Origin of the sequence: Diplocloster modestus (assembly GCF_019042245.1) — a bacterium.
GTDB classification, from domain to species: Bacteria; Bacillota; Clostridia; order Lachnospirales; family Lachnospiraceae; genus Diplocloster; species Diplocloster modestus.
In genome coordinates this window covers 67636-82037 of sequence record NZ_JAHQCX010000005.1, presented here as the reverse complement: position 1 = coordinate 82037, position 14402 = coordinate 67636, and the positions used below count along the sequence as shown (strand labels likewise).

9 protein-coding genes are annotated in these 14402 nt (G+C 47.3%); all 9 read left to right on the top strand.

The window, feature by feature from the left end; all coding sequences use genetic code 11:
• Positions 1-69 precede the first annotated feature (69 nt).
• The 9 genes from KTH90_RS09125 (at position 70) to KTH90_RS09085 (ending at position 14281) form a co-directional block, all read left to right on the top strand.
• Entirely contained in the window at positions 70-1806 is a 1737-nt protein-coding gene (locus KTH90_RS09125) for a hypothetical protein (protein ID WP_158351074.1), read from the top strand.
• Positions 1807-2212: 406 nt separating this feature from the next.
• Positions 2213-3577, top strand: coding sequence for an ABC transporter substrate-binding protein (locus KTH90_RS09120; protein ID WP_238726672.1), 1365 nt, complete (start codon positions 2213-2215; stop codon positions 3575-3577).
• A gap of 97 nt (positions 3578-3674) precedes the next feature.
• Positions 3675-4550 (top strand): carbohydrate ABC transporter permease, encoded by an 876-nt coding sequence (locus tag KTH90_RS09115; RefSeq protein WP_238726671.1) that lies wholly within the window; start codon positions 3675-3677, stop codon positions 4548-4550.
• On the top strand, positions 4550-5383 hold the full coding sequence (locus KTH90_RS09110) for a carbohydrate ABC transporter permease (RefSeq protein ID WP_158351073.1): 834 nt from the start codon (positions 4550-4552) through the stop codon (positions 5381-5383). Before KTH90_RS09115 ends, KTH90_RS09110 begins: the two co-directional genes overlap by 1 nt.
• A 236-nt stretch (positions 5384-5619) precedes the next feature.
• Positions 5620-7392: a sensor histidine kinase gene (locus tag KTH90_RS09105; RefSeq protein WP_238726670.1), complete on the top strand. Its 1773-nt coding sequence runs from the start codon at positions 5620-5622 to the stop codon at positions 7390-7392.
• Between the two features lie 31 nt (positions 7393-7423).
• On the top strand, positions 7424-8959 hold the full coding sequence (locus KTH90_RS09100) for a response regulator transcription factor (protein ID WP_238726669.1): 1536 nt from the start codon (positions 7424-7426) through the stop codon (positions 8957-8959).
• A 106-nt stretch (positions 8960-9065) separates the two neighbouring features.
• Positions 9066-12224, top strand: coding sequence for a type 1 glutamine amidotransferase family protein (locus KTH90_RS09095; RefSeq protein ID WP_238726668.1), 3159 nt, complete (start codon positions 9066-9068; stop codon positions 12222-12224).
• Positions 12225-12229: 5 nt separating this feature from the next.
• Positions 12230-13258, top strand: a complete 1029-nt coding sequence (locus tag KTH90_RS09090; RefSeq protein ID WP_238726667.1) for a sialidase family protein — start codon at positions 12230-12232, stop codon at positions 13256-13258.
• A gap of 102 nt (positions 13259-13360) precedes the next feature.
• On the top strand, positions 13361-14281 hold the full coding sequence (locus KTH90_RS09085) for a dihydrodipicolinate synthase family protein (protein WP_158351068.1): 921 nt from the start codon (positions 13361-13363) through the stop codon (positions 14279-14281).
• Positions 14282-14402: the final 121 nt, after the last annotated feature.

The following is a 14402-nucleotide window of genomic DNA, read 5'->3' as shown; positions in this document are numbered from 1 at the left end:
GGAGAGCAGAAATAGTGTATACTTTTTTATCACTTTTGACTGAAAAAGGTGCTGGAAGGGGAGGGCGTGATGGTAAAATGTGTGAATTGTGAGAAAGACGTGGAAGAAGGATTAATGATATGTCCTTATTGTGGAAAAAAGGTGAATTCGGCTCAATACACGAACGTTGAGGGCAGACAGTTGGGAAATGGAAAACAGATGGATGTCCGGCCGGCTGCGATACCTGGGCAGCAGCCAGAGATACAGCCTGTTCAGCGTCCGTTAAAATCAAAGCAGAAGAGGAAAAGATATATAGTTTGGACAACAGTTGCAGCAGGCATTTTGGTAATCCTTCTGGCAGTATTTATGATAATGGGCAGAAGCAATAAAAACAGCATAATGGATGAAAAAGGCTATGTTTATATCGATACCGACGGTAATGCCTACTGTCATAATGGAAAAGGAAAATGGATTAAAGTAGAAGGCGATTGGAGATCCGGATTTATAACGTGGGACGGCAGGTATATCGTACTGAATAATGGAAACAATTTATACCTTTTGGATGGAAAGGGGAAAAACCCGGTTAAAATAGCAAATGCGCCGGTCATTCTCCTGACGACCCGGAATAACGGTCTGCTCTACATGGAGAGATCCGGCGAGATCGGTTCCGAACCAGTATACAGGTACTTATTTGATACGAAGGAAACTACTAAGATCGGCCAGGGTCAGGTATATCCGGCGAATGACAGCTTAGCGGCTCTTGTATTTAAGGATCAGGGAATCTATATATTGCCGGAAAGTGCAGATGAGCCGGTAAAGGTTGCGAGTTGTGAAGAGGGAAGTGAGGTGGAACTGGTCGGGATATCCAATAACGGTAAGATGGCCGTTTGGACGGAGAAAAAGGGGCAAACCACCACCATATACACTGCAGAAAATATGGAGAAGGAAAAACTGGGCAGTCTGGAGCTCAAAGACAGCAGCCAAGCTTATACTTATGCCTTCTTTTTCAATGAGAGCACGGAGGCAATCGTTGGCAATGGGAACAGTGACCGGCTCTTCCGCAAAAAGTTAGGGGAAGAGTGCATAGTAGCAAAAACAGAAGGCGGCGTTAATCAACTTAATATATATACTATACAGGGCAGGCTGTCCGGCAGTCATCGTAACAAAATAAAAGGAATTTACGTGGTTATCGATGGGGAGGAAAAATATTTAAAAGACTTATATTATATAGATGAAAATGGCAATAGTTCAAGAGTAATATGGAACATATTGAGAGTAGTAGACATACAAAATGGTAAAATAGTGATGTTGGATAAAGACTTTACGTTGTATGAAACCGAGCTTCAGTTAAATTTGCCGGAAGAGTTCCAAAAAATAAGCACAGATGTGGAAAAGGCACAAGTTTCAAAAAATGGAAATTATATTTATTATGGAAAAGATATGGAAGATGAGACATTTACATTATATGAGTATAAAAACGGTATTAATCCCACAAGAATTAAAATAGCGGATGATGTTTTTAAGATGAAGATCAGCGCTGACGGGAATCAGGTGATTTATCTGAAAAATCCGGTTAAGCTACAAAATGCAGATATGATATTAGGTGATTTGTATGTAAAAGATGTTGGGAAAGAGCCGGTAAAAGCCAGCAGTGATATAATTAGTATTTTTGATAAAACTGATTATATAACCAATGATGACTGGTACTGCTTTCAATACGATGATATAAAGGATAAGAAGATAACAGGCGCAATCCTGCATTATGACGGAAGAGGCTTGGATGTAAAAGCTGAGAATATTATTTATGATAATATTATAATAGAATAATAAGAGGCATTTATATCATTAAACTCTGTCCTAATTGCCTTATGGAAATAATATAAAAAACAGTGCATCTGGCACTGAGAATTATATATTATTGTCAAGGTAAGTACATAGCCTATTAATAAAGCCAAAGGCCATTACACTTTCATTTTTCAGGAAGCTGTAATGGCTTTTATGCGTAATATCCCCATTATTTCTTCACAGGAAAGAGATACTATGAAATAAATAACACTCCGCGACGCTCATAATATCTTTATGATTTGTACACAAAATATTCACAAAATCAAAAAAGTTACTATATCTCATGTAGAAAAGTTACTCCCTCCTATGATAACCTTAGACCATGATAAAGGAAGTCCTGCAGGCCCCTTAAAAGATCAAAAAACAGATCAGGAGGATTCAGTTAAGAATGAAAAAGAAAATAGTCAGTTTATTATTAGCAGCTGTTATGACCTTATCCCTTGTAGCATGTGGAAGCGGAAACGACAATAAAGCGGACGACTCAAACGCAGACGCATCAGCAGCGCCGGCTGCCACCGCAGCAGCAGATGCGGACAAAGACGCAGCACCCGCAGAGGACAGCGGCGAAGAAGTGACCTTATCCTTAATGGTAACCACCAGACCGACCACCGACAACAAAGACTTTTATCTGGACTGGCTGCCGGAACTGGTGAAAGAAAAATACCCCAACATCAACATCGAGGTAGAACAGCTTCCCACCGACCAGTACAAACAGACTGTAAAACTAAAATTCGCCAGCGGCCAGGGACCTGACATCTTCACCTGGTGGGCCGGACTTCAGGCACAGGATCTGGTAGACGCCGGTTATGTAAGAGACATGTCCGATTTCTCCCAGTTAGGAAAATTCAGCAAATCCATCGCCGATTCCTACAGCTTTGATGGAAAGACCTACGCGATTCCGTTAGGATCCAGCTTCCTGACCACCTGGTATAACAAAGACGCCTTCACCGATGCCGGAATCGACAAGATTCCTGAAAACTGGGACGAGTTCCTGGCAGCCTGCGATAAATTAAAAGCAAAAGGCTACACGCCGATTACCATGGGTGACAAGCAGTCCTTCGTAATCCAGTTCGGTGTATATCAGATCGGTGCATCCGCGATCTATGCCGATAACTATGACTTTGACAAACAGTTATTCACAGGCGAAACCAAATTCACGGATCCTGCCTGGATCGATACGATCAACAAGTACAAAACTCTGTATGACAAGGGATATATCATTGAAAACTCATTAGGTTTATCTCAGGAACAGAGCCGTCAGGCTTACCTGGATGGAAAAGCAGCGATGATCTTCGACGGCAGCTTTGGCTATGACGCACTGAATAAACAGGGCGCGGTAGAGTTCGAAAAAGGCATGTTCGCGATTCCTTCCAACGAAGCAGATAAAGAATTTGTTTACAATTTAACTCCGTCAAACGGTATCTTTGTAAGCGCAAACTCCAAGAATCAGGAAGCCATCGACAAAGTTCTGGAATACTGGTTTACAGAAGGAACCCCGTTATTCGAAAAATGGGTAGAGTTAAGCTCCGATATCCCCTGCTACGAGGGCGTAGAAGATAAGAGACCTTTGATTCAGGAATATCTGGACCGCTACAAAGACTATAAGAATATCTATAACCTGAACAATGCATGGCCGGAAGGTGTCAGCGATATGATGTGCACGAAGTTCCAGGAAGTAATTGCCGGTGATGCGACCGCAGAAGATGTCTGCAACGCAATGCAAAGTAAATTTGAAGAGCTTACGGACAAATAGACCGATAAGTCGATAAGATAAAACGGGCATAAAAGGCATTTGCAAATAGTGAGTTCACATTTGTAAATGCCTTTCTGAATCTAATAGGAGGCTATTCATGATCAATAAAAAGAAACGAAATATTTTGCTTGCGTTCTTGATTCCGGCGCTGCTGTTTTACGTCATCTTCTGGATTTCCCCGGTTTTGATGTCATTCTTTTACGGTCTGACAAACTGGAGCGGCATGGGAGATTATGATTTTGTAGGACTGAAGAACTTCAAGTATCTGTTCCAGGAGGGGACACTGACGAATGCCATGAAGAATACCATTATTTATGCGATATTCGTAGTGGTATGGGGAAATATACAGGCGCTTACACTGGCCTTGATCCTGAATATGAAGATACGGGCAAAAGGTGTGTTCCGTACGATTTTCTACCTGCCAGCCCTGTTTAGTACCATTGTTGTGGCGTTCCTCTGGAGCTATGTCTACGCTCCCTACTACGGAATGATCTCCGAAGTGCTGAGTGCACTTGGATCCGGCACCGTACCGAACCTGCTGGGAAGCAAAGGGACTGCGCTGCTGGCGGTGGCATTTGTGGAAACCTGGAAGACATCCGGTACCATGACGATCATCTACCTGGCCGGCCTTCAGGGAATCGATGAAGATATCATTGAAGCAGCCAGGATCGACGGCTGTACTGCATGGCAGACTACCACCAAAGTCCGTATCCCCATGCTGGCCAACACCATCACAGTCAACGTCATGCTGGGACTGATCGGCGGGTTCAAATCCTTCGACTATGTATTCGCATTGACGGGCGGCGGACCTGGAAGCTCTTCCAGTACGCTTATGTACACCATCTACAAGATGGCATTTGTGGAGGGGCAGTTCGGTAAGGCAGAAGCATTAGCAGCCTTTGCCTTTGTATTTATTCTGATCATTTCTGTAATTGTACTGTTCTTTATGAGGAGAAAGGAGATAGAGGCATAATGAGAAAAAGTGTAAGAAAAGAAATCATCATCACCATCTGCCTGGCATTATTTTTCCTGCTGTTCCTTTCCCCGATTATTATCGCGTTATCCGGTTCCTTCCGGCCCCTAAAAGATTCGAGCTCCTATCTGAACCTGTTTCAGAATTTTTCACTGGAGAGTTACGGGCTGGCGTTTGACAAGATGAATTATTTCCGATCATTGAAGAACAGCGTTCTAATTACCTTTATCAGTGCGGTTCTGCTGCTGCTGTTTACCTCTATGGCAGGCTATGCCATCGCCAGGTTGAGAGGAAAATTAGGACCCTTTTTCCAGATCTTTTTCCTGGCTGGTATGATCGTGTCCGCCCAGATGTCCATCATTCCTATGTACCGGATTGTAAACGGAATCGGAATTGGCAATACGATCGCGGCTCCCATCGCCCTGTACGTGACCTCGGCCCTGCCGTTTTCCATTTTCCTGTATACGAATTTCATCAAATCCAGTGTGCCCTATGCGCTGGAGGAAGCGGCTACGATCGATGGGGCCGGAACGCTTCGAACCTTCGGGCAGATCGTAATCCCGCTGACCAAACCGGCGCTGACATCTATCATAATCACACAGGGAGTACCCATCTGGAACGATTTCTTCTTCAGTATGCTGTTCTTGTCCGCACCGGAGAAAAAGACGCTGCCTTTGACGATGCTGAACTTTATCGGTGATATGGAAAATGCGACCCAGTGGAATATGTTATTCGCAGCTTGTTTCTTAAGCGCGATCCCGATTCTTATCATTTACATATTCCTGCAGCGGTACTTTGTCAGCGGCCTGACCGTGGGAGCGGTTAAGGGCTGAGTATTGTTACCAATTACGGCCTGATGGGAGGGGCCTGTCCCCGGAAGTCAGTCTATTCAAAGAAAAAACCGACTGCTTCTCCATACGAGGAACTACTCCGGGGAAACTATTCCAGTCAATAACCGTTGACAGGCCGGGTCAGTTACCGGCAGCAAACAAAGTCAGAGCTGCAACCGGGGCCGTATTTGTATAATTATATGCATTAGGGTAGAATGGATAACAGTGGAGGTGTGTTTATGAAGCGTTCGAAAAGTATCCGTATTAAGATATTAGGATGCCTGCTGGCGATATCCATTCTGCCCATCGTTGTACTATTTATCTTTACCCTAAGAAATATCACACAGTTTTACCATGCGCAGATATCGACGGCCAGCAATAATGAAGTGAAAGTGGTTACCTCAAGGATTAACAATATATTTGAAAATCTCGACGGCGTGATGACGTCCCTGATCTTCAGTGAATACGACGGCCGTAATTGTATGCTGTATATCTGTCAGAATGAGACACAGGAAAATCTTCTGACCGCCGGGCAGCGGTTGGAAAATTACCGTATGTATGAGTATGTGTGCAGTAATCTGATCGGGAACAACCAGTACGCGGAGGGGGTTTATCTGTTTAACGAAAGCGGGTATACCTATTCCTTTGTAAGAAACAGGGAACTGGGGCTGGAGAAGGAGTACAAAGACTCCGTCTGGTATCAGGAACTGATGGAAAGCGAGAGCCTCCAGGTTACCAAGATGTACCAGCCTGATAATTTTCCGCCCGACCAGCAGAAAATCGTGATCGCCAGACGGTTTACGGATGTAAAAGGAGAGCATTCAGCGGTATTGGCTCTGGTCTGTAACGACAGTATCTTTGACAATATTCAGGACAACAGCCTTCCCTGGGGAAAGAGCTTTGTCATGGATGCAGACGGCACCATTCTCTACGGGGATTCAGAGGATGTCAGCTTAAAAGAAAGCGAAATTCAGGAAATTATCGGAAAAGAGAGCGGCGTGATCATCAAGAACGGCAGCAATGACGCCTATATATACGGGACCTTGAACGTGGAGGACTGGAACATTGTCAATGAGGTGTCCTTTGAGACACTGGCCCAGGTTTCCAACAAAAGTACGGTATACCTGATCGCGATTATTGCAGCTATCTTGGTTTTTATCATCGTCCTGCTTTTATTTACGGAAAAGGTACTGCTGACGCCGCTGGTATCACTGGCCAGTATTATGAGCAATACGAGAGACATTAAACAGTGCTTTGAAAATAAATACCGGACCCGTCAGGATGAGATCGGCGTGCTTTACCGCTGCTATGAAAATATGCTAAAGCAGATCAATCAGCTGATCGAAGAAAAATATGTCAGCGAGATCCAATTCCTGAAAAGCAGGCTCCGCAACCTGATGTCACAAATAAATGCGCATTTTATTTTCAATACGTTGGAAAATATAAATTGTCTGGCTCAGATCGAAAATAACCAGCAGATCGTCACCATGTCTAAATCCCTGGGAGATATGCTGCGCTACAGTATCGAATATGAACGGGACGAAGAGAAACTGAAAACCGAGGTCATGCACATACGTCAGTATATCAATATTCAGGAGATACGGTTCGGCAATCAGATCCAGGTGGATCTGGATATAAGCGAGGAGCTGCTGGAAGCGAAAGTACTGAAATTCATGCTGCAGCCTGTGGTGGAAAATGCCATTGAACATGGACTGGCCGGGCAGGAGATGCCCTGGGAGATCTCCATAAAAGCAATCCGTGAAAACGGCCGCCTAATGATTCAGGTGAAAGATAACGGAAGTGGAATGGATGATGAGACGCTCATTCAGGTCCGGGAACGGATCTATCATCCAGACTCGATATCCGAGGACGCCAGATACAGCAGCATCGGATTATCTAACATCCATAAGAGGATCCAGTTACTGTACTGCGAGAAGTTCGGTCTGGCCATAGACAGCCGGCCGGGCGAAGGCGTAACCGTAACCATGACCCTGCCGTTAAATATCTCATAAAATTTCTAATGGAAAGGGGCTTTAGAACTATATGTACCGTTATATTATTGTAGATGATGAAGTCCTGATCAGAAAAGGGTTAATCAGCAAGATAAAAGACATTACTTCGATACAGATTGCTTGTGCGGGGGAAGCGGCCAATGGGATCGAGGGCCTGGCGCTCATAGAAGCGGAAGATCCGGATATTATCATTACCGACATGAAAATGACGAAAATGGACGGAATGGAATTCCTGGAGAAGATCGCCGAGCACTATCCCGACAAACCAATTATTGTCATCAGCGGTTACAAAGCCTTTGACTATGTCAGCAAAGCGATCGAGAAAAAAGCGGTCGGATACGTGCTGAAACCGTTCTCCACAGAAGAGATCGAAAAGCAGCTGGCCAAGGCTGTCGCTCAGATTGAACAGCAGAAAAATCTGATCCAGCTGGAGGAAAAGGTAGCGTTCTTTGAATTGAAACAGGAGCAGGATGTGCTGATTCAGGCGCTGCTGGAGCCCTGGAATGACACGACAGAGGAAGCGTTATCCTCCAGTAGCTATAACCTGCAAAGTTACAATCTCCTGATATCCATAAACAGCAAGGATCCGGAAAGCATCCGCAAAGCGGAGGAGATCTGCAGGGAACATTTGAATGACATTAATTATATTATCCTGGAAAACCCGATGAATAAATACCAGTATTTTATCCTGATGGAAACTGCCCGGGAAGATTTGCAGGAGAAAATGGAAGCGAAAGCGCAGCATATCGCCCGCTATCTGGAGAAAGTCACTCCGGCAGGCAAGCTGTTTATCTTCCTCAGTGATCCGGTCCAGGGGTTTGAGAAGCTGAACCGCTGTTACCAGTTAAACGAAAGGCTGGACCGCCAGATCTTCTTAAACGACCGGGTGCGGATTCTTCCGGCAAAAGCTATCTCCGAACAGAAAGGCATGGCTTATTCCGAGGACCATATGAAGAATCTGTTCCGGCGCCTGAAATATCAAAGCCATAATACGAAAGAACTGCTGGATGATTTTTTCAACGGAATGGATCTGTCCAAACATACGCTGGGCGTGATCGGGAATACCTGTGAAAATCTGATAGATAAAGTAAATGATTATGCGGTGCAGAACAACACGGAGACCGATGATATCATGAGCGTCTTCTACCGCCGCTATATGTTTCAGTCAAGCCTTGAGAAGATGCAGAAAGAGATTTCCGGTTATGTGATTCTCATCCTGAATTCTATACGGATGGCCTCCCAGGAGAGTGATCTGCTGTTCGACCGGATACAGGAGTACATCCTGAACAATTATCACCGGAAGCTGACTCTTCAGGTACTGGCCTCCCAGTTCTATATTCCGTCGGCCAGCTGCAGCAGCCTGATCAAAGAAAAGTTAAACATGAGTTTCAATGAATATCTGGCAGACATCCGGCTGGAAAAAGCCAAGCAGCTGCTCAAGGAGACGGACCTTAGCGCGGAGCGGATATCAGATGAGATCGGCTATTCCAATCCCAAATACTTTTTCAAAATATTCAAGAGAATGACCAACTTAACGCCGGTGGAATACCGCAACCAATACCGGTAGGTTCAATTTGGGACATGTCCATTTCGGTTTGGGACATGTCCAGATTGAAATGGACATGTCCCAAACTGAAATGGACATGTCCCCAACTGAAACGGAGGACACTTACATGTTATACAAGAAAGCACAGGAACCAAAGCTTTCAGAATCTCTGTTCCGAAATCCGACCAGCGAGTACCGGGCGGCTCCTTTCTGGGCCTGGAACTGTGACCTGAAGGAGGAGCTTTTGTTAAAGGAAATCGGACAGTTAAAGGAAATGGGAATGGGCGGTTTCCACATGCACTGCCGTGTGGGCCTGAATACCCGTTACCTGGGAGAGGATTTCTTTCAGAAAATCAAGATGTGTGAGGAAGAGGCCAGGAAGCAGAATATGCTCTGCTGGCTCTACGATGAGGACCGCTGGCCCTCCGGCAGTGCAGGCGGCTTTGTGACCCGGGACCAGCAGTATCGTACCCGGTTTCTGGTTTTCGCGCCTAATGATGTGCCGGAACCGGAGGAGGGGGCCTATATGGCCGCGGCTAAAGCGGTGCGCAGCAAGAATCGGACGCTGATCGGAAAATACCGGATTCATCTGGACGATGATGGATATATGACGTCCTACGAAAAAGTGGATGATGGGGAAGAAACAGGCAGCGATCTATGGAAAGCGTATCTGGAAATCTCTGGTGATACCCCCTGGTTTAACAATCAGGCTTACGTTAATACGCTTGACAAGAAAGCCATTGACCGTTTTATTGAACTAACCCATGAAAAATATTATGAAGAGCTAAAAGAGGATTTCGGAACGGCGATTCCGGCGATTTTTACCGACGAACCCCAGACAAGCCATAAAGAAATGCTGCGGGAACCGTTTGCCAGAGAACCGGTTATCTTTCCGTTCACCGACGACTTTGAGGAGACTTTTCGGGAAAAATATGATTTTTCCATCATTGCGCATCTGCCGGAACTGATTTGGGAACAGAAGGATATCCCGGTATCAAAGATTCGTTATCTATATCATGTCCATGTCAGTGAGCGTTTCTCTGAGGCCTTCGGGGATAATATCGGTAAATGGTGCCAGAAGCATGGCATCGCCCTGACCGGCCATATGATGAATGAATGGACGCTGCACTCTCAGACTTTGGCGATCGGGGAAGTGATGCGCCCCATGAAGAATTTCGGCCTGCCCGGAATCGATATGCTGTGCGACCGCCGGGAATTTTCCACCGCCAAGCAGGCGCAGAGCATCGCGCATCAGGAAGGCCGGGAAGGGGTTATGAGTGAGTTATACGGAGTGACCGGCTGGGACTTTGATTTCCGGAATCACAAATTGGCGGGTGACTGGCAGGCGGCACTGGGGGTCACCGTGCGTGTGCCTCACTTGAGCTGGGTATCCATGGAAGGAGAAGCCAAGCGGGATTATCCGGCCAGTATCGGATACCAGTCCCCGTGGTACAAAGAATATCCCTGCATAGAGAACCACTTTGCCAGACTGAACACTGCCCTGACCCGGGGAACACCTCATGTGCGGGTCGGCGTCATCCACCCGGTGGAATCCTATTGGATCTATTGGGGAAATAAAGAACAGACCTCCTTAATTCGTCAGGTGCTGGAACACAATTTTGAAACCCTGATCGATTGGCTTCTGTTCGGTTTGATCGACTTTGACTTCATATCAGAATCCGTTCTGGAAGACGAGCGGGCGGATAATCAGGACCACAGATTCCATATGGGAGCGATGGCCTATGACGTGGTTATCGTACCCGAATGCCACACGCTGCGAAAGCATACCGTTGAACTGCTGGAAGCATTCGCAGGGAAGGGCGGCGAAGTCTTGTTTATGGGAAATATGCCGCGGTATATGGATGCCGTGGTAAGCGAGGTACCCGGGAAGCTGGCCGCACGTTGTACCAGAATCCCGTTTAACCAGGGAAATCTGCTGGAAGCGCTGGAAGGATACCGGGATATCGACATCACTGTGCGGGGTGTGGACGGAGACGATCCCACCAGAATGAAACACAAAGAGACCGGAAACCGGGCCTGTAATCTGTTCTATCAGCTGCGGGATGACGGCAGCAGCCAGTGGCTGTTCATCTGTCATGTGAATAAGCCCAGAAATGAGCATATCACCTACACGGAGGAATGGACCATCCGAATCAACCGGCGCTGCCGCCCGGTGGTCTACGATACCATGACGGGAGAAATATATTCTGTAGAAGCAAACTACCGGAACGGCAGGACCCTCATTACCTATTACGGTTCGCAGCACGACAGCCTGCTTCTGCGGTTGGAACCAGTCCCCCAGGGACAGGAAGAACCATCTGAGGAGATGCCGGAAAATCGAATCTGCCGTCTGCCGGAAGAGACATCCGAGTTACCAGATCCCTCTGGATTTGAGCTGGAGGAGGAAAACGCGCTGCTGCTGGATCTGGCGCAATACGCGTTCGATGGGGAGGTATGGCAGCCGGAAGATGAAATTCTGAGAATCGACAACAAGTTCAGGGAAAAGCTGGGTCTGCCCCTGCGGATGGAGGCCCTTGCCCAGCCCTGGATCTATGAGGAGGAAGAACAGGCCGCCCATATGCTGCGGTTGAGGTACGAGATAAAATCGGATGTGGAAGTAGACTCCCCTGTTCTGGCGATGGAACACCCGGAGCTGGCCCGGATCTGGCTGAATGATTCCCCGGTCTTGCTGCACGATACCGGCTGGTATGTAGACGAGTGCATCCGCAAGATAGCGCTGCCTCCGATCCGCGCTGGGAAAAATACTCTGGAGATTTCCCTTCCGTTCGGCCGAAAGACCAATGTGGAATGGTGTTATCTGCTGGGAAGCTTCGGCGTTCAGGTGAACGGCCGGAAAAAGAAACTGATTCCCCTTCCGGATAATATTCAGTTCGGAGACTTTACCAGACAGGGCCTGCCGTTCTACGCGGGGAATCTGGTCTATGAGGTCCCGTTGACCTGCGGTGAAGGTGAGCTTCATCTGGAGTTTTCCCATTACCGGGGAGCACTGATACAGGTGGAATTGGATGAGACGACCGTGGGAAATGTAGCGCTGGCTCCATATAGGATCAACTGCGGCCCCGTGGAAAAGGGAACACATCGGTTGAAAATAAGGATCTTCGGCAACCGGCACAATGCGTTCGGACCAATCCACAACGCGGATGCTGGGGAGACCTGGTATGGACCGAATCTGTGGCGTACGCAAGGGAACAAGTGGAGCTATGAATATCAGTTAAAAGAGATGGGAATCCTGACCACCCCTGTCTATTGGCTTGAAAGGAAATAGAGGAAATGTATCAGGTGATAGAAAAACACCTTATATCCCTGGAGGGGAAAACACAAATGTGCCATGCCTCCACCATTCTGAAAGTGGATGAGAACCGTATGCTGGCCGCCTGGTTCGGAGGAAGTGCGGAAGGTGCTCCAGACACCGGTATCTGGATGTCAGCCAAAGAGGCAGGTACCTTCAGCAGTCCGTGGCTGATCGAATCCACAGAGGAACCCCACTGGAACCCGGTTCTCTTCCGTTTCAATGAACGGGTAATCCGCCTTTACTTTAAGGTTGGGTATGAGATCAGCGAATGGAGGACCATGACGTCGGAATCCACGGATGGCGGCAGAACCTGGACGAAATCCAGGGAACTGGTCCCTGGTGATTTCGGAGGCCGCGGGCCTGTGAAAAACAAAATGATCCGTTTATCCGACGGTAGTATCCTGGCGCCGGCATCCCTGGAAAAAGGTATCTGGAGAGCCTATACGGACAGGAGTACGGATGAGGGCGTCCGCTGGAGCAAGAGTAATGATGTACGCATACCGGACGGAGACTATCTGTCCAGACAGGGAAGAAACGGCAGCGATATACCGGTAACCGAACAGTCCTTCGCGGGCAGAGGGGTTATTCAGCCCTCCCTGTGGGAATCCGCGCCGGGAAATGTACATATGCTGCTGAGAAGCTCGGAAGGCCGGATATACCGAAGTGATTCCGGGGATTACGGACAGAGTTGGTGTCCGGCCTACGCGACGGGGCTGCCCAATAATAACAGCGGTCTGGATCTGGTGCGGATGGAGGATGGGCGGCTGGTACTGGCGTGCAATCCGGTTTCCGAAAACTGGGGCAGACGTTCACCTATCTCGCTGCTCATTTCGGAGGATAATGGCATCCACTGGAATAAACGAATGGATATGGAGAACGGTCAGGGGGAATTCTCCTACCCGGCTGTGATCGCAGAGGGGCGCCGCATTCATGTCACATACACATATAAACGGGAAGCGATCGCATACTGGTGTCTGGAACTGGATGAATGTCAGGAAATCCATTAGATTCCGGCAGTCTGACAGAATTAATAAATAAATGACTGAAATAAAAATTGAAAAGATTAACCTTAAAAAATAAAATTAAAAGGATTTAGGAGGAGTAAAGTTATGAGAACAGAATTTCCAAAGGGCGTATATCCGGTCATGTTAACACCATTCACAGAGGATAATAAGGTAGATTATGAATCCCTCGGCAGACTGATCGAGTGGTATATTGACGCAGGGGTAGCCGGTTTATTTGCCGTCTGCCAGTCCAGCGAGATGTTCTTCCTTTCCCTGGAAGAGCGTGTAGAAATCACCCGATTTGTGGTGGAAAAAGCGGCCGGCAGAGTCGCCGTCGTTTCCTCCGGCCATATTTCCGATTCCCTTGAGGATCAAGCGAAAGAACTGAACGAAATCGCAAAAGCCGGCGCGGATGCAGTGATCATGTTAACGAATCGCTTGGCAAAAGAAGAGGAAAGCGATGAAATCTGGCTCTCCAATCTGAAAGAACTGTTAAAAGAGCTGCCCGAAGACCTTCCTCTGGGATTTTATGAGTGCCCCTATCCCTATAAGCGGGTCATGACTCCCGAACTGCTGAAGTGGTGTGCAGAAACCGGCCGGTTCTATTTCACCAAAGATACCAGCTGTGATATGGAAAATATAAAAGGAAAACTGGAGGCCATAAAGGGCAGCAAATTAAAACTGTTCAACGCCAACACCTCCACACTTCTGGACTCCCTTCAGGAAGGGGCCGGCGGCTTCAGCGGTGTTATGGCAAACTTCCATCCCGAGCTCTATGTATGGCTTACGGAGAACTTCGACAAAGAACCGGAGAAAGCCAGAACCATGGCGGACTTCCTGACCATGGCCTCCTTCATTGAGCGCCAGGTATATCCGATCAACGCCAAATACTATCAGCGTAAGATCGGAAATTTCCAGACTATCGTATCGCGTACCAAAGATCCGGCTCTGCTGAATGATACCTGCGTGTCTGAAGTGGAACAGTTTATCCGGATGACTGAGTATATGAAGGATGTATTAATGTAAAATGGATTTTTAAGAGGACGGGAGATAGCGAGGCAAAGGGGCCCTGCGGGTTCTCCCGCCATCTGCGTAACCCGTTCTAAGGCCCGGCCTCTGGCACGGGATGGCAGGAAAATTGAGGTGA